We start from the raw sequence: 23372 nt of genomic DNA on the forward strand, positions 1-23372 counted from the left end.
GCGTGTCCGACAACGCCGAGCCCACCCTCCGGGACCTCGCTGCCGACCTCCGCGACCGCCTGGCGCGGGTGCGCCAGGGTGGCAGCGAGGCCGCGCGCACCAAGCACACCGACCGCGGCAAGCTGCTGGTCCGCGACCGGGTCGACGGCCTGCTCGACCCCGGCAGCCCCTTCCTCGAGCTCGCGCCGCTGGCGGCGTACGGCATGTACGGCAAGGGTGAGGGCGACGACCACGCCGTCCCCGCCGCCGGTGTCGTGGCCGGCATCGGCCGGGTCGAGGGCCGCAACACCCTGGTCGTCGCCAACGACGCGACGGTCAAGGGCGGCACCTACTACCCGATGACGGTCAAGAAGCACCTGCGTGCCCAGACCGTCGCCGCCGAGAACCGGCTGCCCTGCGTCTACCTCGTCGACTCCGGCGGCGCCTTCCTGCCGATGCAGGACGAGGTGTTCCCCGACAAGGAGCACTTCGGCCGGATCTTCTTCAACCAGGCCAACATGTCCGCGCGCGGCATCCCGCAGCTCGCCGCGGTGATGGGCTCGTGCACCGCCGGCGGCGCCTACGTCCCGGCGATGTCCGACGAGACGGTCATCGTCAAGAACCAGGGCACGATCTTCCTCGGCGGCCCGCCGCTGGTGAAGGCCGCGACCGGTGAGGTCGTCAGTGCCGAGGACCTCGGCGGCGGCGACGTCCACGCCCGCAAGAGCGGTGTCGTCGACCACCTCGCCGACGACGACGCCCACGCGCTGCGCATCCTGCGCGGCATCGTCGCCACGCTGCCCGACCAGCCGCGCGCCACCGACCTCGCGCCGGTCGAGGACCCGCTCGAGCCCCCCGAGTCGCTCTACGACGTCGTGCCCACCAGCACCCGCACGCCGTACGACGTGCGCGAGGTCGTCCGCCGCCTCGTCGACGGCAGCCGGTTCCAGGAGTTCAAGCAGCTCTACGGCGAGACGCTGGTGTGCGGCTTCGCCCGCATCCACGGTCACCGGGTCGGCATCGTCGCCAACAACGGCGTCCTGTTCAGCGAGTCCGCGCTCAAGGGCGCCCACTTCGTCGAGCTGTGCAACCAGCGCGGCATCCCGCTGCTGTTCCTGCAGAACATCTCCGGCTTCATGGTCGGCCGCGAGTACGAGAACCGCGGCATCGCCCGCGACGGCGCCAAGCTCGTCACCGCGGTCGCCTGCTCCGTCGTGCCCAAGCTCACCGTCGTCATCGGCGGCTCCTTCGGCGCCGGCAACTACGGCATGTGCGGCCGCGCCTACGACCCGCGCTTCCTGTGGATGTGGCCCAACTCCCGGATCTCCGTGATGGGCGGCGACCAGGCCGCCGGCGTGCTCGCCACCGTCGCCGGCCGCGAGGACGACGAGGAGTTCAAGGCGCCGATCAAGGAGCAGTACGAGCGGCAGGGCTCGCCGTACTACGCCAGCGCCCGGCTCTGGGACGACGGCGTGATCGACCCCGCCGACACCCGCCGGGTGCTCGGCATGGCGCTCGACGTCGTCTCGACGGTGCCCACGCCCGACCCCAACTACGGCATCTTCCGGATGTGAGTCACCGATGATCACCACGCTCCTCATGGCCAACCGCGGCGAGATCGCCCGCCGCGTGTTCCGCACCTGCCGCGACCTCGGCATCCGCACCGTCGCGATCCACACCGACATCGACGCCGACGCGCTCCACGTGGGCGACGCCGACGTCGCGATCCGCATCCCGTCCTACCTCGACGCCGACGCGGTGCTCGCTGCCGCCAAGGAGGCGGGCGCCGACGCGATCCACCCCGGCTACGGCTTCCTGTCCGAGAACGCCGGCTTCGCCGAGGCCGTCACCGGCGCGGGCATCGCCTGGGTCGGCCCGACGCCCCGGGTGATCGAGCAGATGGGCCGCAAGGACGCCGCCCGCGACCTCGCCGTCGCGGCGGGCGTGCCGGTCGTGCCGTCGTACGGGCTCGACGAGGACCCGGCCACCTTCGCCTACCCGGTGCTGGTCAAGGCCGCCGCCGGCGGCGGCGGCAAGGGCATGCGCGTGGTCCGCGCGGCGGCCGACCTCGAGGCCGGGATCGCCGCGGCCAAGCGCGAGGCGGCGAGCGCCTTCGGCGACGACACCATCCTCATCGAGAAGTACGTCGAGCGCGGCCGCCACATCGAGGTGCAGGTGCTCGGCGACCAGCACGGCGCCGTCGTCCACCTGGGCACCCGCGAGTGCTCGGTGCAGCGCCGCCACCAGAAGGTCATCGAGGAGGCGCCCGCCCCGGCGCTCGACGACGACCTGCGCGCCCGGATCCACGACTCCGCGGTCGCGCTGTCGGCCTCGGTGGGCTACCAGAACGCGGGCACGATCGAGTACCTCCTCGACGCGAGCACCGGCGACTTCTACTTCCTGGAGATGAACACCCGCCTCCAGGTCGAGCACCCGGTCTCCGAGATCCACGCGGGCGTCGACCTCGTCGCGCTCCAGCTCGCCGTGGCCGCGGGGGAGCCGGTGCCGTTCGACCAGTCCGGGCTGCGGTTCTACGACCACGCGATCGAGGTGCGGATCTATGCCGAGGACGCCTTCGGCGGGTTCCTGCCGCAGGCCGGCACCGCCGCGCTCGTCCACTGGCCCGAGCACGCGCGGGTCGACCACGCGCTCGAGAGCGGCCAGGTCGTGAGCACGTCGTACGACCCGATGCTCGGCAAGGTCATCGTCTCGGGCCGCGACCGCACCGCCGCGCGCCGCGCGCTCGTCGCCGCGCTCGACGACACCGCGATCCTCGGGCTCACCACCAACACCGGCTTCCTGCGCGCGCTCGCGGCCGGCCCGGAGTTCGCCGAGCCCGGCGGCATCGACACCGCTTGGCTCGACCGCACCGAGCTGACCCGGCCCGACCCGGCCCCCGCCCGGGCGATCGCGGCGCGGCTCTGGCTCGACGCCAACACGGCCGCATCGGGCCCGTTCGCCGGCGACGGCTTCCGGATGGGGGCGCCCGCCGCCGTCCCGGTCGTCGAGCTCGACGAGCCCGCCACGCCGGTCGCGCGCGTCCCCGAGGGGACCATCGCCCGGGTGAGCGCGCACGAGGTCGAGCTGGTCCGCCAGGGCCAGCGCTTCGTGTTCGTGCGCCCCGACGCCAGCGCCGACCACGGTGCCGCCGCCGGCGACGGCACCGTCGTCGCGCCGATGCCCGGCACCGTGCTCGACGTACGCGTCGCCGAGGGTCAGCAGGTCGCCGAGGGCGACGTCCTCGGCGTGGTCGAGGCGATGAAGATGGAGCTCGCCCTCAAGGCGCCCTACGCCGGCGTCGTCACCAGCGTCTCGGCCGCCACCGGCCAGCAGGTCGCCCTCGGTGCCGAGCTGTTCGTCGTCGAGGAGGCTGCCGAGTGACCGCGCTGCCGATGGTCGTCCCCGAGCCGGGACTGCCCCCGAAGGTGACGATCTACGAGGTCGGCGCCCGCGACGGCCTGCAGAACGAGAAGACGAGCGTCCCGACCGAGGTCAAGGCGGAGTTCGTTCGCCGGCTCCTCGGCGCCGGTCTGCCGATCGTCGAGGCGACGAGCTTCGTGCACCCGAAGTGGGTGCCCCAGCTCGCCGACGCCGCCGAGCTGATGACCGGCCTGACCGCCGAGCTCGGTGACGCCGCCCGCCAGCTGCCCGTCCTCGTACCCAACCAGCGCGGTCTCGACCGGGCCGTCGAGCTGGGCCTGCGCCACGTCGCGGTCTTCGCCTCGGCGACCGAGACCTTCGCGAGCAAGAACCTCAACCGCACCCTCGAGTCCCAGTTCGAGATGTTCGAGCCGACGATCGCCGCCGCGCTCGCGGCCGGGATGGACGTCCGCGGCTACGTCTCCATGTGCTTCGGCGACCCGTGGGAGGGCGCGGTCCCCGTCGAGCAGGTCGTCGCCGTCGGCCGGCGCCTCCTCGACCTCGGCGTCGGCCAGCTCAGCCTCGGCGACACCATCGGGGTCGCCACCGCCGGTCACGTGCGCGCGCTCGTCGCGGCGTTCGGTGCCGCCGGGATCGGCCCGGACCGGCTCGCGCTGCACTTCCACGACACCTACGGCCAGGCGCTCACCAACGTCCACGCGGGCCTGCAGGCGGGGATCACGACCTTCGACGCCTCGGCGGGCGGCCTCGGCGGCTGCCCCTACGCCAAGAGCGCGACCGGCAACCTCGCCACCGAGGACCTCGTCTGGTTCCTCACCGGGCTCGGGATCGAGCACGGTGTCGACCTCGACGCGGTCGTCGCCACCAGCGTGTGGATGGCCGGTCAGCTCGGCCGGCCGAGCCCGTCAGCCGTGGTCCGGGCTCTCGGCGGCACGCCCGCCTGAGGGCGATTCGCCCCCCACCCTTACGGTTGACCGCATGAGCGGACGGGGGCGGGCCTGGGGGTGGGCGGCCGCGCTGCGCGGTGGCGCCACGACCCCGTGGCAGGACTGGGCGGCACGCGACGACGGCGACGGCGAGGCCTTCGCCGACCGGTTGCCCGGAGCGCAGCAGCTCGCGCTGCTGCGCCGGCTCAACGTGCACGCCGACGCGGCCGGACGCACGGTCCCCGCGACCGTCGCCGAGCGCGTCCTCGCGGCCGGCGTCTCCGGCCGCGGCCGCAGCGACCTCCCGATCGCCGGTGTCGACGACGAGCGCTTCGGACCGCGCCCGGTCGACCCCGACACGCTCTCCGACGACGAGCTGCTCCGCGTGGCCTCGGCCCTCATCGCCGACGACGTCGCCGCGACCGCGGGTGCGCCGGTGCCCGAGCGGTCCTTCATCGACCGCGCCCGGGCGGTACGCCGTCCGTGGGTGCGCTCGTTCGTCATCGTCGGCATGCAGTGGCGTGCCGACGCCGTCCGCGCCGAGCTGGTCGCCCACGGGCACCGTCCGGGCGGACGCCGGCCGACGGCGTACCTGCTGGCCGACGACCTCGGCGCCGTCCTCGCCCAGGCCTGGACCGCGCGCTCGTTCGACCAGGGCGGCGTGACCTGGCGCCACTTCCTGCGCTCGTTCGCCGGTGCGGGGCACCTGCCGCCGCGCGCCGACCTGGCCCGGATGGCCCGTTCCGCCGCCCACAAGTACGGCGCCGACAACGTCCGCGTCGTCCTCGATCCCGCGCTGCTGGCCGACGAGCTCGGCGTCCGCGCCATCGCCGGACCTCCGCACCTCGGCGCCCACGCGGTCGACCTCGTCCGCCGCGTCGGCGAGCCGCTCGGCCTGCTCGTGTCGGCCGAGGCGCGGCCGGGTCTGCTCCACGACACGCTCGCCCTCCGGCTGGCCGGGCAGGGCGGCCCCGCGCCGACCGTCGCGCCGCGCTGGTCCGGCTGGCTGAGCTCTGAGGCGGAGCGCACTCGCCACGAGATCGCCGCGGCTGGCTACCCTGTGCTCGGCGATCTCGACCAGCTGCTGCCGCGTCCCCTCGGGGCGGACGGGGTGTTCCCGGTCGACGCCGAGGTGCTCTCCCTGGCGCTGGGGCTGCTCCTCGACCCCGTGACGGCGCCGGTGCAGGAGGAAGGGTGAGTCGGCGGGTCCTGCTGCACGTCGGTACGCCGAAGACCGGTACGTCGTACCTCCAGGACGTGCTGTTCCAGAACCGGCCGCGCCTGCTCAAGCAGGGCGTGAGCTATCCGGCCGACCGCTTCGACGCCCACTTCCTGGCCGCGCTCGACCTCATGCGGCTGCGCTGGGGCGGGCTCGAGGGTGAGGCCGTCGGCTCCTGGGACCGGCTCGCCCAGCAGGTGCGCGAGCACGACGGCACCTCGATCATCAGCCACGAGATCCTCGCGACGGCGTCCCGCACCCAGGTCGCCCGCGCGCTCGCCTCGCTCGGCCACCGCCCCGGCGGCGACACCAGCGACGGCGGTACCGAGGTCCACCTGATCGTCTCGGTGCGCGACCTGGTCCGCCAGATCCCCGCCGAGTGGCAGGAGAACGTCAAGCACCGCGCCGGCTTCAGCTTCGGCCGCTTCCTCGAGCTCATCCAGGACCCGGACCGCGGGCACCGGGTCGGTGCGTGGTTCTGGGGCGTCCAGGAGATCCCCGACATCCTCGCCCGCTGGGGTGCCGACCTGCCGCCCGAGCGGGTGCACCTGGTCACCGTGCCGCCGGCCGGCGGTCCGCCGGACCTGCTCTGGCGCCGCTTCAGCGAGGCCTTCGACCTCGACCGGCTCGACCTCGAGCTCACCACCGAGCGGGCCAACCCGAGCCTCGGCGTACCGGAGTCGGCGCTGCTGCGCCGGATCAACCGGGTCGCCGCCCGCGACCTCCCGCCCCAGCACTACCGACCGCTGGTCCGCGAGCTGCTCGCCCACCAGACGCTGTCGAAGCGCACCAAGTCCGCACGCCTGGGCCTGCCGCCCGACCAGTACCCGTGGGTCCACGCCCTCGCCGACTCCTGGATCGCCGAGCTCACCGAGCGCGGGTACGACGTCGTGGGCGACCTTGCCGACCTCCGCGGCGCCGACGTACCCACCCGCCGCTGGGTCGACCCGGACGCCCCTCCGGAGCGTCAGGTCGCCGCCGCCGCGGTCGACGCGATCAAGGCGCTGCTCGTCGAGAACGCCAAGACCGAGACCGAGAACGAGCGGCTCCGCGCCAAGCTCGAGGAGGCCCGCCGCGACCTGGTCCGGGCCCGGACGCCGCGCCTGCTCCGCTCGATGGAGTGGACGGTCAACCGGCTCGAGGGCAGCCCCCCGGGCCGCAAGGCCCTCGGCGCCTACCGCGCCGCGCGCGGCAAGAACTCGCGCCCGGCGTAGCGCCCCACCCGCCAGGTGCTCCACGCGTCGGCCACCCCGCCGACCGCACCACCGACCAGCGGGACCCGCTTGCCGATCGTGGTCACCATCCGCTTGCCGACCACCCGACCGACCAGCTCGCCGGCCAGCACCGTCGACACGGTGCGGTCGAGCGTCGGGTCGTGGTGGGGCGCGGTCGCGATCGCCATCGGCGGCGCCGGGATCTGCTGCCTCTTCACCATCGTCCGCACGACGTCCTCCCCGAGGATGCAGACCAGGATCGCGTTGCGCACCCGCGGGTCGTCCAGGTCGTGCCCGCGCAGGTGCGCGATACCCGCCACCATCCGGCACTGGATGAGCGCCAGCCCGGCGATGCTCGCCGGCGCCACGATCGTCGCGGTGATCAGCCCGCCGAGGTTGGTCGCCATGCCCTCGACGCCGGCGTACGCCACGTGGTTCTCGATCACCTCGCGGATCGCCTTGTCCACATTGCCCCGCTGCTCGCGCAGCTGCTCCTCGGCCGCGGCCGCCGCCGGCGGCAGCGGCCCGACCCCCTGGATCGCCCGCTGCAGCGCCTCGCGCACGAACGACTGCGTCAGCCCGGGCGCCATCTGGACCGCGCGCGGCGCGAGCTGGCGGGCGGCCTCGACAGCGAGGCCCTTGGTGAGTCCGGACGGCTTGAGACGCGGTGCCATACGTGAATCCTAGGATTCGGTCCATGCGCTCTCCCTCCTCCTGCCCGCGCAGCCGGTCCGTCGCGGCGGTCCTGCCGTGGGGCGTGCTGGCGGCGACGGCGCTCGGCGGCTGCTCCGGCGGCGACGGGGCCCGTGCCCGGGACGAGGTCTCACCGGCCCTCTCCACGCCGTCCGGGCCGTCCGGCGACCTGCCGACCGGTGCACCGGTGGCGGAGTTCTGCGCCGTCACCTCGCTCGAGCGCGAGAAGGAGTTCGACGCGGCCTACGCGGCGCGGGACTGGGCGCGCCTGGCCGGGGTGCTCCACTCCATCGCGGCGGACTACCGTGCCACGGGTACGCCGGCCGGCATCCCGGCGGCGACGCGCGACGGGCTGTGGCTCACGCTCCGCGAGCTCGACCGCATCGGACCAGACGAGCTCCGGGCGGCCGAGCGCGACGGAACGGACCTGGTCCGTGCGGGGCTGAGCGAGGCGGAGGTGGCGAAGGTCGAGGCGTACGACGCCTACCTGCGCCGGGTCTGCCCCGACGAGGCGGGCTGAGGACCGCCTTGATGCTGCCGATCGAGCCGCCCGCGTCCCCCTGGGCCTTCCCGAGCCGGGCCGAGCTCGCCGCGCTCCCCGTCCTCGACCCCGGCGGTCTGGACCAGCCGGACGACCCCGGCGAGGGCACCCACGACCCCAGCGACCTCGTCGCGATCGGCGCCGACCTGGCGCCGGGGACCCTCCTGGCGGCGTACCGCACGGGGCTCTTCCCGATGCCCGAGGGCCGCTCGGTCGGCTGGTGGTGCCCGGCCTTCCGCGGCGTGCTGCCCCTCGACGGCCTGCGGGTCTCGCGCTCGCTGCGCCGCTCCGTGCGCGACTTCGAGATCCGGATCGACACCGCCTTCGACGAGGTCGTCGCCGCGTGCGCCGACCCGGCGCGCCCGCACGGGTGGATCGATCGCCGCATCGCCCGTGCGTACGGCGATCTGCACCGCCTGGGCTGGGCGCACTCGGTCGAGGCGTGGCAGGACGATCGCCTCGTCGGCGGCCTGTACGGCGTCGCCGTCGGCGGCCTGTTCGCCGGGGAGTCGATGTTCCACCACGTCACCGACGCCTCCAAGGTCGCGCTGGTCGGCCTGGTCGCGGCGCTGTCCGGGGACGCCGACGGCGCCGCGGGCCGCCGGCTGATCGACGTCCAGTGGGCCACCCGGCACCTGACTGGTCTAGGTGTGCGCGAGATCACCCGCACCCAGTACGTCGGCCGCCTGGCCCGCCTCGTCGACGTCCCTGCAGCGTCGTGCTGGACGTCCTGACCGCATCCGCGGACCCTCGCGCGTCATGGACCGGCTATCCGGAGTTCGCCTTTGCTGTGAATAGTCTGAGCGCGACAGGGCAGGGTGTCCCTCGGGTCGCCAGGCTCGGAAGCGCCCTGCGCGCGGCACGTGTAGGTGCCGCAACCCTAGGAAAGGAATCGACATGACCTCCATCAAGCGCCCGCTGGCTGCTGCCGGCGCCGCGGTCCTGATGGGCCTGACGCTGACCGCCTGCGGCGGCAGCTACCCGACCGATGCGTCGAAGGACGACTTCTGCGACGGCTTCAAGGACATCGTCACCGCGACCACCGCGGTCAAGGGTGACGAGCCCAACGAGGGCGAGTGGAAGAAGATCCAGGAGGCCTACGGCGACCTGGGCGACACCGGTACGCCCAAGGGCATCGGCAAGGACGAGCGCAAGGGCTTCGAGGCCATGGTCGACGCGATCACCGACCTGGACTACAAGGACGCCAAGAAGGCGTTCGGCGACAAGGACGGCGAGAGCTCGGTCCCCGGCGTCTCGAAGGACGACGAGGACAACATCGAGACGTTCACCAAGTACGTCGGCACCACGTGCGCGGAAGCGCTCTCCGGCAGCTGATCCTCCGCCACACGGCCACCCCCCAGACCGAGCTCCAACGGAAGGAAATCGACATCATGCTTCTCCCCAAGCGCCCGCTGGCCACCGCCGGCGCCGCCGTCCTGCTGGCCCTCTCGCTGACCGCCTGTGGTGGCGGCGCCCCGAGCGACGCCTCCGTCAAGGACTACTGCAAGGCGGTCAAGGGTGACACCGCCAACACCGACTTCCTCAAGGCCTTCGAGGACAAGGACTACGACAAGATCCTCGACCTGTTCAAGGAGCAGGCCAAGAAGGTCGAAGAGGTCGGCACGCCCAAGGGCATCCCGGACGACGCCCGCGAGGGCTTCGAGATCCAGCTCGACGCGATCAAGAAGATCGACAGCGACGACGTCAAGAAGGCGTTCGAGTCCGAGGACGGCGCCGACCCGTTCAAGGACAAGATCTCGAAGGACGACGAGAAGAAGGTCGAGGCGTACTCGAAGTACGAGTCCGAGACCTGCTCCGACTCCATCGACGTCCCGACGCCGGACCTCCCGTCCGACCTGCCGACGGACCTCCCGACGGACCTGCCGACGGATCTCCCGACGGACCTGCCGACGGAGCTGCCGTCCGACCTCCTGTCGAACCTGCCGACCGACCCGGCCGAGCTCGAGAGCCTGCTCTCCGACCTGCCGACGTCCGCGTCCTGAGCAGACCCGGTCCGGCCGGCCGTTCCCCTCGGGGAGCGCGCCGGCCGGTCTGGTTTTTCCCACGAAGTGCGGGACTTGCTGGTGCGAGGTGCGACTCAGAGGACCTGCGGCGGCTGACCGGTGTCGGCGACCATCGCCCGCCCGGCCCGCTCCCAGCCCATCATCCCGTCGACGAGGTTCACCACGTCGTAGCCCTGCTGGGCGAGGTACGCCACCGCGCGGGCCGAACGACCGCCGGCCTTGCACACGACCAGCGTCTGCGGCGCCTCGAGCTCGACGAACTCGCCCAGGCGCGCGGGCAGCTCCATCAGCGGGATGTGGACGGCGCCGTCGATGTGGCCGGCCGCCCACTCGTCGTCCTCGCGCACGTCGAGCACCACGAGGTCCGTGGGCAGCGGGTCGGGCACGCCGTCGATCTCGACCGAAGGGATCATGGGTCCACCTTAGAGAGCGCGGACAGCCGTGCGGTGACCGCGTGCAGCGCCGCCGCGACCGCCGCGACGGCGGGCGTCCGGGTCCGGCGGGTGATCAGGTAGACCTCGCGGCCCAGCGGCGCCCCCGCCAGCGCCCGTACGGCGAGCCCGGCGCCGCGCTCGTCGAGGACCAGGTCCGGCAGCAGCGCGCCCGCCCCCGCGACCCGGACCATCTCGAGCTGGATGAGGAAGTCGTCCGAGCTGTAGCGCAGGTCGGGCTCGAAGCCGCCGTACTGGCGGCAGGCGCGCAGCTGCATCGCGCGGTGGCCGGTCCCCGGTTGGCAGCCGGCCCACACCAGCCCGGCGAGCCGGTCGAGGCGGACCTCGGTGGAGCCGGCCTCGGGGTGGTCCGCGGGGAGGACGACGCGTAGGCGCTCGCGCAGCAGGCGCTCGCGGTGCAGGTCGGTGTGGACGGGGCGGGGCAGGTCGTCGTACTCGTCGCCGATGGCGAGGTCGTACTGGTGCAGGCGCAGGGCCGGTACCGCCTGCTCGACCTCGGCCTCGACCACCTCGACCCGGATGTCGGGGTCGCTCGCCGCGAGCGCGCGGACCGCGGGCGCCACCAGGCTGAGGGTGGCCGACTGGAACGCCGAGACCCGGACGACGCCCGCCGCGCGGCCGGCGGCGACGGTGGCGAGGTCGGCCTCGGCCGCCTCGACGCCCTCGAGCAGCGCGATCGCGTGCCGGACCAGCACCTGGCCGGCCTCGGTGAGCCGGACGTTGCGGCCGGTGCGCTCGAGGAGCGCGGTGCCGGCCTCGCGCTCGAGCACGGCGAGCTGCTGGGAGACCGCGCTGGGGGAGTAGCCGAGCGCGCGGGCGGCCGCGTGGACCGTGCCGCGCCCGTGCACCTCGCGGAGCAGCCGGAGGCGGTGCAGGTCGAGCATCTGTTCAGATTATCCGAACAATCGTGTGCATGAAGCCGTGATGGACCTGAACAGTTCGGCGCTGGACCATGGATCCGTGGGTCGCCTCTCCTGCTTGCTGTCCGCCGTCGGCTTCGGGCTGATGGCGGTGTTCGCCAAGTCGGCGTACGCCGAGGGCGTGTCGGTCGAGGGTCTGCTCGTGGTCCGCTTCGGCCTCGCGGCCGTCGTCCTCCTCGCCGTCGCGGGCGCCACCGGTGCGCTGCGCCGGCTCACCCGGCGCGCGGCCCTGGTCGGGCTCGGCATGGGCGTCTTCGGGTACGCCGTCCAGGCGAGCTTCTACTTCTCCGCGCTGCGCCACCTCGACGCCTCGCTCGTCGCGCTGATCCTCTACATCTACCCGGCCCTGGTCATGCTCGTCGCCGTCCTCACCGGCCGCGAGCGCGTCTCCCGGCGCCGGGTCGCGGCCCTCACGGTCGCCCTCGCCGGGATCGGCCTGGTCCTGGTGGGCGCCGGAGCGGCGTCCGGCGGCCTCGACCCTCGTGGCGCCCTGCTCGCGCTCGGCGCGGCCCTGACCTACACCGGCTACATCGTGGTCGGCGACCGCTTCACCGACGGCGCCCCACCGGTCGCGCTGGCCGCCGTCATCTGCTCCGGCGCCACGCTCGCGCTGGTCGGGGTGGGCGGTGTGCGTGGCGGCACCTCGCTCGACTTCACCGCCACCGGCTGGCTCTGGCTCGTCGCCATCGCCCTGGTCAGCACGGTCGGCGCGGTGCTGCTGTTCTTCGCCGGCATGGCCCGGGTCGGGCCGTCCACCGCCGCCATCCTGTCGATCCTCGAGCCGGTCGTGACCGTGGTGAGCGCCGCCGTGATGTTCGGCGAGCTGCTCACCGCGGTGCAGGTCGCGGGCGGCGCGCTCGTGCTCGCGGCGGTGGTGCTGGTGCGCCAGCCCGCGGCGGGACCGCCGCGGCCGGCGCGCCCCGCGCGGGTGCGGCCCTACTTGAGCAGCTTGCTCATGCGCCGGTCGGCGAGCGGCTTGCCGCCCGTCTGACAGGTCGGGCAGTACTGCAGGCTGGAGTCCGCGAACGACACCTCGCGCACGATGTCACCGCAGACCGGGCAGGGCTTGCCGGTCTGGCCGTGGACCGCGAGGTTCGACTTCTTCTCCTTCTTGAGCTCGCTGGCGGCGAGTCCGCGGGAGCGCTCGACCGCGTCACCGAGGGTGTCGCGGACGGCGGCGTAGAGCGTGGCGAGCTCGTCGTCGGTGAGGCTGTCGGAGGGCTTGAAGGGCGACATCCGGGCGGCGTGGAGGATCTCGTCGGAGTAGGCGTTGCCGATCCCGGCGATGGTGCCCTGGTGGCGCAGGACGCCCTTGAGCTGCTTGCGGCCGGCGTCGGCGAGGATGCCGGCGAGGCGCTCGGGCGTGAAGTCGTCGGTCAGCGGGTCGGGGCCCAGGCTGGCGATGCCGGGGACGTCGAGGGGGTCGCGGACCAGGTAGAGCGCGAGGGACTTCTTGGTGCCGGCCTCGGTGATGTCGAGGCCGGGGGAGACGCCGTCCTGCTCGTCGAGGACGATCCGGACCGCGAGCGTGGACTTGGTGCTGGGACGCGGGGGCAGCGCGGGGACCTCGTCCTTCCAGCGCACCCAGCCGGCGCGGGCGAGGTGGAGCACGAGGTGCAGGCCGCTGGCCTCGATGTCGAGGAACTTGCCGTGGCGCCGGACGTCGTCGACGAGCGTCCCCTCGACGGCGGACAGCGGGGGATCGTAGGTCTTGAGCGCGCTGAAGGCGGCGACGTGGACGCGGGTGATGGCGCGGCCGTCGAGCCGGCCCCGCAGGTCCAGGGCCAGCGCCTCCACCTCGGGCAGCTCGGGCACGGGCCCAGCGTAGGCGGTGGATCCGACGGATGGGCCGAACGGACGAGGGCGTCCGGGACTTCGTCCTGATTCGGGCGCGGGGCAGTGACCGCTCCGGAGCCGTCGCGTTGAGGGTGCATCGGGCCGCTCGGGAACGGCCGTACCCCCTCTCGCGAAGGTCTCGCCATGCACCTGCGGCAGCTCACCCTTGCCTCGATCGCCCTGGTGGCGGTCGTGAGCGTCGCTCCCTCCGCCGCTGCCGCGGGTGCCGCGACCTCCGCCGATGGGGGACGGGGGTGCGGCCGTCCCGAGATCCCGCCCGTCTACACGAGCATCGAGCACCCCGCCGTCACCGAGACGGAGCCGGCGGTGACCGAGCCGGGGTGGCGCTGGGAGCGCTCGGTGCCGACGACCGAGCGGGAGTACGCCGTACCGGAGGGGTCGGAGACGGTGTGGCTGGTCGACGGCGTACCGGTCCCGGAGGGGTACGCCGCGACGGGCGCGACCCGCGCCGGCGTACCGGTCGTCGAGAGCACGTCCGCGGCGAGCGCCACGGCGCCCGAGGGGGAGGGCTGGACGGTGGTCCCGGACTCGCAGGTCGAGCTCGTGATCACCCCCGAACGGGTCGTCGAGGTGGTCCCTGCGTGGGTGGAGGACTTCATCGTCGTCCCGGGGCAGGCGGCGACGAAGGCGTGCCGGGACCGGGAGGGCGGCACCGTGGCCGGCGCAGGAGTGGGGGCGCCGGCCACGGGTGCCGACCGGGCCGCCCTGGTCCGCGCAGCCGCGCCGGTCCGTGCAACCGCGCCGGCCGCGTCGAGCGCGGGCTCGGCCCGCACCCTCCCCGCCACCGGTACGCCGGTCCCGCCGTGGCTCGTCGCCCTCGGCGCGGGCTGCCTGGTTGCCGGGTCGCTGCTGGTGCGCGGTCGGCGCGCCAGAGTGGCCCCGTGACGACGGGGTCGCGGCCACCGGGCGCACCTTCTGGCTCGACGTCACCGCCGAGGTGGCGGCGGATCCGCTCCTGCTCGCCGAGCTCCCGGGCTTCGTCGCGGCCCACCTCGACCCGGACCTGGCTCCGGACCTGGACCCCGACGGCCTGCTCCGCCGAGCCGAGGCCCGCTTCCGCGCGAGCGGCGACCCGGCCGAGCTGCTCGACCTGACCCTGGACGCCGAGCACTCGGACCAGGTCCTGTGCCTCAAGTTCGGCCCCGAGCGCACGGTCCGCGAGGTCGCCTGGGAGAGCTGACGGCCCGCGGCTACCCTGCGCCCATGGGTTCCTGGGGAGTGAAGGCGCTGGAGAGCGACAACGGGCTGGACGTGCTCAACGCCGTCCGCGAGCTGGCCGCGGGCCGGGCGGCGGTGACGGCCGACGAGCTGGTCGCCGCGCTGCGTACGGAGGGCTTCCTCGGTGAGGACCCGGCCGAGGACGAGTACCTGTACGACGTGACCGCCCTCGGCCTCGCCGAGATCCTCACCGGCGACACCGACCAGCTCACCCCCGACACGCTCGGTGCCACGACGTTCGAGCGCACCCCCGAGGGCACGGCGGTGCTGGTCGACTGGCTGACCCGGATCCGGGACGCCGACGCCGAGGAGCGCGAGATCGTCGAGCTCTGGGACGGCGACGAGGCCTTCGCCGCGCACGTCGGGGCGCGCCTGGCGGCGCTCACCGCGGGAGCAGTCGATCCGACACGCTAGGCGAATCTAGGGGAACCGCTAGAGACGCCGATAGCGTCGCATCATGGACCCGATCCGCAACCCGTATGCCCCCGGCGCCGGGCAGCGCCCGCCCGAGCTGGCCGGTCGCGACGAGCAGCTCACGGCGTTCGACGTGGTGCTGGAGCGGGTGGCGCGCGGGCGGCCGGAGCGGTCGCTGGTGCTGACCGGGCTGCGCGGGGTCGGCAAGACGGTGCTGCTCAACGCGCTGCGCTCGGCCGCGGTCCGCAAGGGCTGGGGCACGGGCAAGCTGGAGGCGCGGCCCGACCAGTCACTGCGGCGTCCGCTCTCCTCGGCGCTGCACCAGGCGGTGCGCGAGCTCGGGCACCCCGAGCCGGCCGAGGCCGACTACGTGCTCGGCGTGATCCGCTCCTTCGCGCAGCGCGAGGCGGGTACCGACGCCAAGCTGCGCGACAAGTGGTCGCCGGGGATCAACGCGCCCGTCGTCCGGGGCCGGGCGGACTCGGGGGACGTCGAGATCGACCTCGTCGAGCTGCTCACCGACGTCGGTGGGCTCGCGGCGGACGTCGGCAAGGGCGTCGCGGTGTTCATCGACGAGATGCAGGACCTGGGCGCCGATGACGTCTCGGCGCTCTGCGCGGCCTGCCACGAGCTGAGCCAGAACGGGCTGCCCGTGATCGTCGTCGGGGCCGGTCTGCCGCACCTGCCGGCGGTCCTGTCGGCGAGCAAGTCCTACTCCGAGCGGCTGTTCTCGTACCAGCGCATCGACCGGCTCTCCCGGGAGGCCGCCGACCGCGCGCTCGTCGCCCCCGCTGCCGAGGAGGACGCCGAGTTCACCGCCGACGCCCTCGCCGCGATGTACGACGCGACCCGCGGCTACCCGTACTTCATCCAGGCCTACGGCCGCTCCGTGTGGGACCTCGCCCCGCGCACCCCGATCACCGGCGACGACGTCGCGGTGGCCGGACCCGAGGCCGAGACCGAGCTGGCGGTCGGCTTCTTCGGCTCGCGCTACGAGCGGGCGACCCCCGCCGAGCGCGACTACCTGCGGGCGATGGCCGATGCCGCGGTCGCCGCCTCCGACGACGGCGTCGAGGACCCGGTCGGCTCGGTCGCCACCGCGGACGTCGCCGCGGTCCTGGGCAAGAAGCCCCAGTCGCTCTCGCCCGCGCGGGACTCGCTGCTCAAGAAGGGGCTCATCTACTCGGGCGAGCGGGGCCGGATCGCGTTCACGGTGCCGCACTTCGGGCGCTACCTGCGCACCCAGGCCTAGGGCGAGCGCCGCCGCGGGTAGCGCGCGCTTGGTGCGGTTCTTCTAGGATCTGCGCATGGACGAACCACGAAGTCGATTCCGTTCACCTCTGCGTCTGTGGGGAGGTGAACGGGCGTGATCGACTCACAGACCTACTTGAACCTCGCACTGGTGGTGCTGTTCGTGCTCGTCGGCGGCGTCTTCGCCGCCACCGAGCTGGCCCTGGTCTCGCTGCGCGACACCCAGGTCAACCAGCTCGAGAAGCGCGGCGGCCGCGGTGCCCGCGTGGCGGCGATCGCCCGCGATCCCAACCGGTTCCTGTCGGCGGTCCAGATCGGCGTGACCGTCGCCGGCTTCCTCTCCGCCGCGTACGGCGGCTCGACCCTCGCGCCCGACGTGGCGCCGTACTTCGTCGACCTCGGTATGGGTGCCGACTCGGCGGACACGGCGGCGCTCATCGTGATGACGCTGGTCATCGCGTACCTGTCGCTGGTGCTGGGCGAGCTGGTGCCCAAGCGCCTGGCGCTGCAGCGCGCGGCCGGCGTGGCGATGCTGACCGGACCGGTGCTCGACCGGTTCGCGACGCTCATGCGGCCGGTGATCTGGCTGCTGTCGGTCTCGACCAACGCGCTGGTGCGGCTGCTCGGCGGTGACCCGAACGCGACCTCCGAGGAGGTCTCGCGCGAGGAGCTGCGCGACATCGTCACCAGCCACGAGGGTCTGGCCGACGAGGAGCGGCAGATCCTCTCCGACGTGTTCGCGGCGACGCGCAGCAACCTCAAGGAGGTCATGCGTCCCCGCGGCGACGTGGTCTTCGTGGCCGGGGCGCTGCCGCTGGCCGAGGCGGCGACCTGGGTCGCCGACCAGCCGTACTCGCGCTATCCCGTGATCGGCGAGAACTTCGACGACGTGACGGGCTTCGTCCACGTCCGCGACCTGCTGGGCGAGCACCCGGCCGGGCGGACCGTGGCCGACGTCCAGCGCGAGGTGCTGCACCTGCCGGGCACCAACGCGGTGCTGCCGACGGTGGTGCTGCTGCGCAACGAGGGCGCGCACGTCGCGATCGTCGTCGACGAGTTCGGCGGCACCGACGGCATCGTCACGCTCGAGGACCTGGTCGAGGAGATCGTCGGCGACATCCGCGACGAGTACGACGAGGAGCCCGACCCGCGCACCCTTCCTGGCGGCGGCCGCGGCGGCCCCTCCGGTGCCGTGGTGGTCTCCGGCGGGCTCACCATCGAGGACTTCGCGGACGAGACCGGGGTCGTCGTCCCCGACGGCGACTACGAGACGGTCGCGGGCTACGTCATCGCCCGGCTCGGCCGCCTGGCCGAGGTCGACGACAGCGTCGAGCTGCCGGACGCCGTCCTGCGCGTCGCCGAGGTCGAGGGCCGCCGGCTCACCTGGGTCGAGGTGCTCCCGCGGGTGGTGGATCCGACGCCGGCGGAATGAGCGTCACCCCCGCTGAGTTAGGGTCACCTAAGGAACAGGATCGAGCAAGGAGCGATGCATGTACGGAGAGGTCATCTCGACCGAGCGGCTCAGCGCCCACCTGGTGCGGGTGGTGCTCGGGGGAGCGGGGCTCGAGGGGCTCACCTCCACCGGTGACGCCGACGAGTACGTCAACTGCTTCTTCCTGCCTGAGGACGCGCCCTACCCGGTGCCCTTCGAGGACGACGCGACCCGCGACCTGCCCCGGGCGCAGCGCCCCTTCGCGCGCCGGATCACCGTGCGCCGCTGGGACGCCGAGCGCGGCGAGCTGACGCTCGACATCGCCACCCACGGCGAGGTCGGCTACGCCGGGCGCTGGGCGCTCCACGCCCAGCCCGGCGACCGGCTCCAGCTGCGCGGACCGGGCGGCGGCTACCGGCCCCACGCCGACGCCGACAGCTATCTCTTCGTCGGCGACGAGAGCGCCCTGCCGGCCATTGCCGCGTGCGCCGAGGCGGTCCCCGCGGGCCGGCCCGTGGTCGTGGTGGCCGAGGTCGAGGACACCGAAGACGAGATCGCGATCAGCTCGCCGGGCGCGCTCGAGGTGCACTGGGTGCACCGCGCGGGCCGGACCGGCGACGACGCGGTGGCCGGTCTGCTCGCCGAGGCCGTCGCCGCGCTGCCCCGGCCGGCCGGCACGGTGAGCGCCTTCGTGCACGGTGAGGCCGCGTCGACGCGGGCCGTGCGCCGGGTGCTGCTCGGCGAGGCCATCGTCGCCGAGGACAAGCTGTCCTGCTCGCCCTACTGGCGCCGGGGCCACGACGACGAGGAGTGGCGCGCGGTCAAGGCGGCCTGGGTCCGCGAGGTCAACGCCGAGGTGTTCCCGGCTCGCTGACGAGCCGGGGCACCACCCGCACGTAGACGAGCATCCCGACCAGCTCGACCAGGGTCTGGGTGACGACGACCGCGGGCGTGACGGCGTACGCCGCGGGGAGGGCGAGCGCGAGCGGCAGCACGACGAGCGAGTTGCGTGTCGCGCCGCTGAACACGAGCGCCCGCCCGCCGGCGACGTCCAGGCCGGAGAGCCGGACCGCGGCGACGCCGACGAGCGCCATCACGACGAGGAACGCCGCGTAGACGGGGACGACGGCGGCGATGTCGTCGTACCGGCCGTCGAGGGCGGGGACCTGGCTGCCGACCACGACGAGCAGGGTGAGCGCCATGAGCGGCACCATCGCGGCGCTCGCCGCGCGGCTCACCGCGGCTCCGGCAGGGAGCGCCTCGGTCGCCCACGCGAGCGCGAGCGGCAGCACGACGAGCAACCCGAACGCCTCGAGGAACGGCCCCGCCTCGACGACGTCGGCGAGCTCGGGTCCGACGAACAGCCACAGCAGCAGGGGGAGCGCCAGCACCTGCGCCAGCATCAGCAGCGGTGCCGCCGCGACCAGGCGCCGGCTGTCGCCGCCGGCCAGGCCGGAGAACACGATCACGTAGTCGATGCACGGCGTGAGCAGGGTGAGCAGCACGCCCAGCAGCACCGCCCGCTCCAGCGAGACCACCGCGGTGAGGCCGGCGACGACGAGCGGGACGACCACGAAGTTGACCGCGAGCACCGTGCCGAGGAAGCGCCCGTCCCGGAACGCCGCCGCCACCTTGGTGAACGGCACCTGCAGGAAGGTCGCGTAGAGCAGCGCGCCCAGCGCCGGGTAGATCGCCCGCTCGAGCGGGCCCGCGGCGTCCGGCCAGGCCAGGCCGACGGCGGCGCCGGCGCCCAGGCCGCCGAGGTAGATCGCGACCTGGTGCCGCTCCAGGGCCTCGACGGTGGACACGGGCCTGACCGTAACGTGGCGGCGCCGGGAGCCGCACGCGCCCTACGCTGACCCCATGACGGTCACTCCCCAGGACCAGCCGCGGCCGCCGTCGCTGGTGGGCAGCGTCCTGCCGCCGGTCCTCTTCATGCTCCTGTGCGGCGTCGTGGGCCCGATCTTCCTGATCATGGGCCTGGTCATGGACCCCTCCGAGCCCGGCACCGGCTGGCTGCTGCCGACCGGTATCGGGGTCACCGCGCTCGACGTGGTGATCGGTCTGCTCCTGGGCCGGGGCCGCTACCTCAACCGGCAGCGCAGCTACCGGCTGAGCCGCCGGGGTCGCCCGGCCCGGGGCAAGGTGCTGTCGTTCGAGCAGACCAACGTGCGGGTCAACGAGCAGCCGCTGGTCAACGTGCGCATGCGGATCGAGGGCCGCGACGTCGCGGCGTTCGACGTCGAGAGCCGCCTGGTGATCCCGGAGATCCGGATCCCGCTCCTCTACGGCGGTGACCTCCCGGTGCTCGTCGACCCCGAGACCCACGAGTGGGAGATCGACTGGGCCAAGGCGCCCGTCGTGGCGCCGAGCGCCGTCGCGACCGGCGCGCCGGCCGCCGGAGCGAGCGCCGCCGACCGGCTCGCCGAGCTCGACTCCCTGCTCGCCCGTGACCTGATCAGCCGCGACGAGTACGACACCGCCCGCGCCCGCATCCTGGGGGAGATCTGATGAGCACCACGTTCCTGCTGACCGCCCTGGTCATCGTCGCCACGCCCGGTACGGGCGCCCTGCTCAGCATCGCCGCCGGCCTGCGCGGCGGTCGCCGGCTCGCGATGGTGACCGCGTTCGGCTGCACCCTCGGCATCGTCCCCCACCTCGCCGCGGCGGTGACCGGCGCCGCGGCGCTGCTCCAGGCGAGCGGGACGGCGTTCCAGGTGCTCAAGGTGCTCGGTATCGCCTACCTGCTCTACATGGCCTGGGCGACCTGGCGCGACACCGGGCTGCTCACCGCCGACAGCGACGCGGAGAGCGAGGCCGGCACCGGGCGGGTCATCCTCAGTGCCGTCCTCGCCAACCTGCTCAACCCCAAGCTGACGCTGTTCTTCTTCGCCTTCCTGCCGCAGTTCGTCACGCCCGGCTCCGACAACGCACTCGTGCACATGCTCGGCCTGTCGGGGGTGTTCATGGTGATGACGTTCGTCGTGTTCGCGGCCTACGGCTGGTTCGCCGCGGCCGCACGCCGGCACGTGATCGAGCGGCCGGCGGTGGTGCGCTGGATGCAGCGGACCTTCTCGGTCGCGTTCGTCGGTCTCGCCGCCAAGCTCGCCACCACCGACCGCTAGGACGCTCAGCCGCTCACAGCGCCCGGAGCGCCCGCAGCCCCAGCCCCTGGTCGGCCAGCGGACGTACCGCGAGCCGGACCAGGGCCAGCGCGTTGTCGTCGCCCGCGACCCGGTTGAGCTTGAGCGTGCCGCAGCCCGTGCACTGGTGCACGAGCAGCCACTCGCCGTCCGGCCGTGCCGACAGGCTCACCGCGACCATCCGCCCGCCGCACGAGGACGAGCGGTCGCCCGGGACCCCGCCGTCGACGTGACGACTGACCAGGCAGCTCGGGCAGTGGTTGCGGTGCGCCGTGCCGGGCGCGACGACCGGGACGCTGAGCCGGCAGCCGACGCAGCGGAACGCGTCGCCGGTACCGGCGCCGGTGCGGTGGCGCACGTCCTTGCGCCGCTGGGTACGCCGGACCGGCGTCCTCCTCCTCGGCTTCCCTCCCCCTAGAGGGTGCTGAAGACGTCGAGGGGGAACGGCGGCTCCGCGAGCGGACGCACGGCCAGCCGCATCAGGATGAGCTGGTTGTCGTCCGGTGCGGTCGGGTGCAGCGCGAGCTCGCGGCAGCGCGTGCAGCGGTGCACGAGCGACCAGGAACCGTCGCGCTGCACGGCGATCGACAGCGGCGCCATCCGGCCGTCGCAGTCGGACGCGCCGCCGTCGGCCTGGTCGATCGTGTGCCGTGAGCTGAGGCAGCTGGGGCAGTGGTTGCGTCGTACGTCGTCGGGGGCGAGCGTGACGACGACGAGGCCGCAACGCACGCAGGTGAAGGTGTCGGACACCCGGTTTCTCCTTGCTCCTTGGTGATGACAAAGCAGGAGCAGGCCGAGTGCGCCTCGGGCCCGGCAGCGTCAGGTGCTACCGGCGTGGGTCGGGATTCCGAGCCACGCCACGAGGCGTCCTCGGCGCGGGCCGGGTCATGAGGCCGACCGTAGCGGCGGACGACGGGGCGGGGCCACCGGATATCCGGTGGCGCCGGCGACCGGGCTCTCGTAGGCTGGGCGCATCATGCTGATCGACGCCTGACCCGGCCCACGTCCGCGGCACCAGCCCGGTGGGTCCCTCCGTCCGAAGGCGCCCCGTCATGTCCGCATCCCCCACCTCCTCGCTCGCCCCGGTCGTCGTCCGCGACCTGGGAGTCACGTTCGGCCGTCGTACCGTGCTCGACGGGATCGACCTCGTCGCCCAGCCCGGCCGGCGGATCGGCCTGATCGGCGAGAACGGCGCCGGCAAGTCGACGCTGCTGCGCGCGGTGAGCGGTCTGCTGCCCACGACCGCGCACGTCACCGGCAGCATCGAGCGGCCCGACGACCTGGCGTTCCTCACCCAGGAGCCGCCGTTCGCCGACAGCGCCACGATCGCCGACGTGCTCGCCACGGCGCTGCGCCCGCTGCGCGACGCGGTCGCCGCGGTCGAGGCTCTGGCCGACCGGCTCGACGACCCCGCCGTCGCCGAGCAGTACGCCGCCGCGCTCGACCTGGCCCTGGCCCACGACGCCTGGGACGCCGACCGCCGCGCACTGCTCGCCGCCGAGCAGCTCGGCCTCGACCACCTCGACCAGGACCGCCGGGTCGGCAGCCTCTCCGGCGGCCAGCGCACCCGGCTGGCACTGGCGACGTTGATGACCCGGCGGCCGCAGTGCCTGCTGCTCGACGAGCCGACCAACCACCTCGACGACGACGCGGTGGCGCTGCTCGTCGCCTTCCTGCGCGACCTGCCGGGCGTCGTCCTGCTGACCAGCCACGACCGGGTCTTCCTCGACGAGGTCTGCACGGACCTCGTCGACCTCGACCCGGTCGGCATGGGCACCGACGGCCGGGGTGGGCGCCGCTACGGCGGCGGCTGGACGGCGTACGCCGAGGCGCGCGCCGCCGCCCGGCGCCGGTGGGAGGAGACCTACGCGGCCCAGCAGGAGGAGCTCGACCGGCTCCGCGAGGCGACCCGGGTCGACCAGCGCAGCATCGCGCCCGGCCGGGGCCCGCGGGACAACGACAAGTTCATCCACGCCTTCAAGGGCGCCAACGTCGACCGCGCCGTGGCCCGGCGCAAGCGCGACGCCGAGCGGCGGCTCGACGAGGCCGAGCGCCACCAGGTCCGCAAGCCGCCCGCACCTCTGCGGCTGGCCACCGGCCTCACCGGCGCCGGTACGACGGGCGGGCGCGTCGTCACCGTCCGCGACCTCACCGTCCCCGGCCGGCTGCACCTGGACCGGCTCGACGTCGAGTCCGGCGAGCACCTGCTCGTCACCGGCGCCAACGGCACCGGCAAGTCCACCCTGCTCGGCGTCCTGTCCGGCCGGATCCGGCCGGCCGGCGGCACCGTCCAGGTCGGCGCGCACCGCATCGCCGAGCTCACCCAGGACCCGGTCTTCCCCGACCTCACCGCCCCCGCGCGCGCCGTCTACGACGCGGCGGTCGGGCCCGAGCTCGCCGCACGCCGGCCGCTACGGAGCCTCGGCCTGCTCCACCCGCGCGAGCACCCGAAGCCCGTCGTCCTGCTCTCGGTCGGTCAGCGCCGCCGGCTCGCCCTGGCGATCGCGGTCGCCACCGAGCCCGACCTGCTCCTCCTCGACGAGCCCACCAACCACCTCTCGCTCGCCCTCGTCGGCGAGCTGGAGGAGGCCATCGGCGCGAGCCCCGGCACGGTCGTCGTCGCCTCGCACGACCGCTGGCTGCGCCGGCGCTGGGACGGCGCGACGACGCACCTGCGCGCCGAGTGAACCGATCGGGCTCCCGCGGCA

Annotated in this window: 26 protein-coding genes; 19 read left to right on the plus strand and 7 right to left on the minus strand. The window is 73.9% G+C overall.

The features are described from left to right. Window positions 1-2 precede the first annotated feature (2 nt). From CCO04_RS24150 to CCO04_RS24170, 5 genes are read left to right on the plus strand one after another with little or no spacing between them, the layout of a single operon-like run. Window positions 3-1553: a carboxyl transferase domain-containing protein gene (locus CCO04_RS24150; RefSeq protein WP_308281500.1), complete on the plus strand. Its 1551-nt coding sequence runs from the start codon at window positions 3-5 to the stop codon at window positions 1551-1553. Between the two features lie 7 nt (window positions 1554-1560). Then, window positions 1561-3360 carry a biotin carboxylase N-terminal domain-containing protein gene (locus tag CCO04_RS24155; RefSeq protein WP_215816732.1) on the plus strand — a complete coding sequence of 600 codons (1800 nt, stop codon included), beginning with the start codon at window positions 1561-1563 and terminating at the stop codon, window positions 3358-3360. Window positions 3361-3371: 11 nt separating this feature from the next. Continuing rightward, window positions 3372-4304 carry a hydroxymethylglutaryl-CoA lyase gene (locus CCO04_RS24160; protein ID WP_215816778.1) on the plus strand — a complete coding sequence of 311 codons (933 nt, stop codon included), beginning with the start codon at window positions 3372-3374 and terminating at the stop codon, window positions 4302-4304. Between the two features lie 34 nt (window positions 4305-4338). Then, the gene (locus CCO04_RS24165; protein WP_215816733.1) at window positions 4339-5484 is read left to right on the plus strand and encodes a hypothetical protein; all 1146 of its coding nucleotides are present in this window, start codon (window positions 4339-4341) and stop codon (window positions 5482-5484) included. Beyond that, complete coding sequence (locus CCO04_RS24170; protein WP_215816734.1) at window positions 5481-6719, plus strand: hypothetical protein; 1239 nt, start codon at window positions 5481-5483, stop codon at window positions 6717-6719. The genes CCO04_RS24165 and CCO04_RS24170 overlap by 4 nt, the downstream gene beginning before the upstream one ends. On the opposite strand, the gene CCO04_RS24175 is transcribed toward CCO04_RS24170, so the two are convergent. After that, a complete protein-coding gene (locus CCO04_RS24175; protein ID WP_215816735.1) occupies window positions 6680-7393 on the minus strand; it encodes an EcsC family protein in 714 nt (237 codons plus the stop codon). The two genes, CCO04_RS24170 and CCO04_RS24175, sit on opposite strands and share 40 nt — an antisense overlap. Window positions 7394-7416: 23 nt before the next feature. Between CCO04_RS24175 and CCO04_RS24180 the strand changes: the two genes are divergently transcribed. The 4 genes from CCO04_RS24180 (at window position 7417) to CCO04_RS24195 (ending at window position 9956) form a co-directional block, all read left to right on the plus strand. Continuing rightward, window positions 7417-7932 carry a hypothetical protein gene (locus CCO04_RS24180; RefSeq protein WP_215816736.1) on the plus strand — a complete coding sequence of 172 codons (516 nt, stop codon included), beginning with the start codon at window positions 7417-7419 and terminating at the stop codon, window positions 7930-7932. An 11-nt stretch (window positions 7933-7943) separates the two neighbouring features. Further along, complete coding sequence (gene aat, locus CCO04_RS24185; protein ID WP_215816737.1) at window positions 7944-8687, plus strand: leucyl/phenylalanyl-tRNA--protein transferase; 744 nt, start codon at window positions 7944-7946, stop codon at window positions 8685-8687. Window positions 8688-8850: 163 nt separating this feature from the next. Then, window positions 8851-9288: a hypothetical protein gene (locus tag CCO04_RS24190; RefSeq protein WP_215816738.1), complete on the plus strand. Its 438-nt coding sequence runs from the start codon at window positions 8851-8853 to the stop codon at window positions 9286-9288. A 56-nt stretch (window positions 9289-9344) separates the two neighbouring features. Further along, a complete protein-coding gene (locus CCO04_RS24195; RefSeq protein WP_215816739.1) occupies window positions 9345-9956 on the plus strand; it encodes a PT domain-containing protein in 612 nt (203 codons plus the stop codon). A gap of 95 nt (window positions 9957-10051) precedes the next feature. Here CCO04_RS24195 and CCO04_RS24200 read toward each other — a convergent pair whose 3' ends face one another. Together CCO04_RS24200 and CCO04_RS24205 are read right to left on the minus strand one after the other, a co-directional pair. After that, window positions 10052-10390, minus strand: a complete 339-nt coding sequence (locus CCO04_RS24200) for a rhodanese-like domain-containing protein (protein WP_215816740.1) — start codon at window positions 10388-10390, stop codon at window positions 10052-10054. Continuing rightward, window positions 10387-11313, minus strand: coding sequence for a LysR family transcriptional regulator (locus CCO04_RS24205; protein WP_215816741.1), 927 nt, complete (start codon window positions 11311-11313; stop codon window positions 10387-10389). Before CCO04_RS24205 ends, CCO04_RS24200 begins: the two co-directional genes overlap by 4 nt. 76 nt (window positions 11314-11389) lie before the next feature. On the opposite strand from CCO04_RS24205, the gene CCO04_RS24210 reads away from it, so the two are divergent. Beyond that, on the plus strand, window positions 11390-12340 hold the full coding sequence (locus tag CCO04_RS24210) for a DMT family transporter (protein ID WP_215816742.1): 951 nt from the start codon (window positions 11390-11392) through the stop codon (window positions 12338-12340). On the opposite strand, the gene CCO04_RS24215 is transcribed toward CCO04_RS24210, so the two are convergent. After that, window positions 12286-13164 carry an Fpg/Nei family DNA glycosylase gene (locus CCO04_RS24215; RefSeq protein ID WP_215816743.1) on the minus strand — a complete coding sequence of 293 codons (879 nt, stop codon included), beginning with the start codon at window positions 13162-13164 and terminating at the stop codon, window positions 12286-12288. The two genes, CCO04_RS24210 and CCO04_RS24215, sit on opposite strands and share 55 nt — an antisense overlap. Window positions 13165-13329: 165 nt before the next feature. Between CCO04_RS24215 and CCO04_RS24220 the strand changes: the two genes are divergently transcribed. The 6 genes from CCO04_RS24220 (at window position 13330) to CCO04_RS24245 (ending at window position 18395) form a co-directional block, all read left to right on the plus strand. Next, window positions 13330-14091, plus strand: a complete 762-nt coding sequence (locus tag CCO04_RS24220) for a hypothetical protein (protein ID WP_215816744.1) — start codon at window positions 13330-13332, stop codon at window positions 14089-14091. Beyond that, window positions 14042-14386: a hypothetical protein gene (locus tag CCO04_RS24225; RefSeq protein WP_215816745.1), complete on the plus strand. Its 345-nt coding sequence runs from the start codon at window positions 14042-14044 to the stop codon at window positions 14384-14386. Before CCO04_RS24220 ends, CCO04_RS24225 begins: the two co-directional genes overlap by 50 nt. A 23-nt stretch (window positions 14387-14409) precedes the next feature. Then, a complete protein-coding gene (locus CCO04_RS24230; protein WP_215816746.1) occupies window positions 14410-14838 on the plus strand; it encodes a DUF4259 domain-containing protein in 429 nt (142 codons plus the stop codon). 43 nt (window positions 14839-14881) lie between these two features. Further along, window positions 14882-16090, plus strand: coding sequence for an ATP-binding protein (locus CCO04_RS24235; protein WP_215816747.1), 1209 nt, complete (start codon window positions 14882-14884; stop codon window positions 16088-16090). 114 nt (window positions 16091-16204) lie between these two features. Further along, window positions 16205-17521 carry a hemolysin family protein gene (locus CCO04_RS24240; RefSeq protein WP_308220346.1) on the plus strand — a complete coding sequence of 439 codons (1317 nt, stop codon included), beginning with the start codon at window positions 16205-16207 and terminating at the stop codon, window positions 17519-17521. A 58-nt stretch (window positions 17522-17579) separates the two neighbouring features. Continuing rightward, a complete protein-coding gene (locus tag CCO04_RS24245; protein WP_215816748.1) occupies window positions 17580-18395 on the plus strand; it encodes a siderophore-interacting protein in 816 nt (271 codons plus the stop codon). Here CCO04_RS24245 and CCO04_RS24250 read toward each other — a convergent pair. Next, window positions 18367-19329, minus strand: a complete 963-nt coding sequence (locus CCO04_RS24250) for a bile acid:sodium symporter (RefSeq protein ID WP_215816749.1) — start codon at window positions 19327-19329, stop codon at window positions 18367-18369. The genes CCO04_RS24245 and CCO04_RS24250 overlap by 29 nt on opposite strands. 55 nt (window positions 19330-19384) lie before the next feature. On the opposite strand from CCO04_RS24250, the gene CCO04_RS24255 reads away from it, so the two are divergent. Both CCO04_RS24255 and CCO04_RS24260 read left to right on the plus strand, forming a co-directional pair. Then, on the plus strand, window positions 19385-20032 hold the full coding sequence (locus tag CCO04_RS24255; RefSeq protein WP_215816750.1) for an SHOCT domain-containing protein: 648 nt from the start codon (window positions 19385-19387) through the stop codon (window positions 20030-20032). Continuing rightward, window positions 20032-20646 carry a LysE family translocator gene (locus tag CCO04_RS24260; RefSeq protein ID WP_215816751.1) on the plus strand — a complete coding sequence of 205 codons (615 nt, stop codon included), beginning with the start codon at window positions 20032-20034 and terminating at the stop codon, window positions 20644-20646. The genes CCO04_RS24255 and CCO04_RS24260 overlap by 1 nt, the downstream gene beginning before the upstream one ends. Window positions 20647-20659: 13 nt before the next feature. On the opposite strand, the gene CCO04_RS29990 is transcribed toward CCO04_RS24260, so the two are convergent. Beyond that, on the minus strand, window positions 20660-21022 hold the full coding sequence (locus tag CCO04_RS29990) for an RNHCP domain-containing protein (RefSeq protein ID WP_215816752.1): 363 nt from the start codon (window positions 21020-21022) through the stop codon (window positions 20660-20662). A gap of 56 nt (window positions 21023-21078) precedes the next feature. After that, window positions 21079-21414, minus strand: a complete 336-nt coding sequence (locus tag CCO04_RS28895) for an RNHCP domain-containing protein (RefSeq protein WP_308281502.1) — start codon at window positions 21412-21414, stop codon at window positions 21079-21081. Between the two features lie 302 nt (window positions 21415-21716). Between CCO04_RS28895 and CCO04_RS24275 the strand changes: the two genes are divergently transcribed. Next, window positions 21717-23351 carry an ABC-F family ATP-binding cassette domain-containing protein gene (locus CCO04_RS24275; RefSeq protein ID WP_215816753.1) on the plus strand — a complete coding sequence of 545 codons (1635 nt, stop codon included), beginning with the start codon at window positions 21717-21719 and terminating at the stop codon, window positions 23349-23351. The last annotated feature ends 21 nt before the right edge of the window (window positions 23352-23372 follow it).

Source organism: Pimelobacter sp. 30-1, assembly GCF_018831735.1.
Classification (GTDB): Bacteria; Actinomycetota; Actinomycetes; order Propionibacteriales; family Nocardioidaceae; genus Nocardioides.

Coding starts and splice junctions, on each gene's coding strand:
- CCO04_RS24155 (WP_215816732.1), top strand. CDS start 1,561: ATGATCACCACGCTCCTCATGGCCAACCGCGGCGAGATCGCCCGCCGC.
- CCO04_RS24160 (WP_215816778.1), top strand. CDS start 3,372: ATGGTCGTCCCCGAGCCGGGACTGCCCCCGAAGGTGACGATCTACGAG.
- CCO04_RS24165 (WP_215816733.1), top strand. CDS start 4,339: ATGAGCGGACGGGGGCGGGCCTGGGGGTGGGCGGCCGCGCTGCGCGGT.
- CCO04_RS24175 (WP_215816735.1), bottom strand. CDS start 7,393: ATGGCACCGCGTCTCAAGCCGTCCGGACTCACCAAGGGCCTCGCTGTC.
- CCO04_RS24180 (WP_215816736.1), top strand. CDS start 7,417: ATGCGCTCTCCCTCCTCCTGCCCGCGCAGCCGGTCCGTCGCGGCGGTC.
- aat (WP_215816737.1), top strand. CDS start 7,944: ATGCTGCCGATCGAGCCGCCCGCGTCCCCCTGGGCCTTCCCGAGCCGG.
- CCO04_RS24190 (WP_215816738.1), top strand. CDS start 8,851: ATGACCTCCATCAAGCGCCCGCTGGCTGCTGCCGGCGCCGCGGTCCTG.
- CCO04_RS24195 (WP_215816739.1), top strand. CDS start 9,345: ATGCTTCTCCCCAAGCGCCCGCTGGCCACCGCCGGCGCCGCCGTCCTG.
- CCO04_RS24200 (WP_215816740.1), bottom strand. CDS start 10,390: ATGATCCCTTCGGTCGAGATCGACGGCGTGCCCGACCCGCTGCCCACG.
- CCO04_RS24205 (WP_215816741.1), bottom strand. CDS start 11,313: ATGCTCGACCTGCACCGCCTCCGGCTGCTCCGCGAGGTGCACGGGCGC.
- CCO04_RS24220 (WP_215816744.1), top strand. CDS start 13,330: ATGCACCTGCGGCAGCTCACCCTTGCCTCGATCGCCCTGGTGGCGGTC.
- CCO04_RS24230 (WP_215816746.1), top strand. CDS start 14,410: ATGGGTTCCTGGGGAGTGAAGGCGCTGGAGAGCGACAACGGGCTGGAC.
- CCO04_RS24235 (WP_215816747.1), top strand. CDS start 14,882: ATGGACCCGATCCGCAACCCGTATGCCCCCGGCGCCGGGCAGCGCCCG.
- CCO04_RS24245 (WP_215816748.1), top strand. CDS start 17,580: ATGTACGGAGAGGTCATCTCGACCGAGCGGCTCAGCGCCCACCTGGTG.
- CCO04_RS24255 (WP_215816750.1), top strand. CDS start 19,385: ATGACGGTCACTCCCCAGGACCAGCCGCGGCCGCCGTCGCTGGTGGGC.
- CCO04_RS24260 (WP_215816751.1), top strand. CDS start 20,032: ATGAGCACCACGTTCCTGCTGACCGCCCTGGTCATCGTCGCCACGCCC.
- CCO04_RS24275 (WP_215816753.1), top strand. CDS start 21,717: ATGTCCGCATCCCCCACCTCCTCGCTCGCCCCGGTCGTCGTCCGCGAC.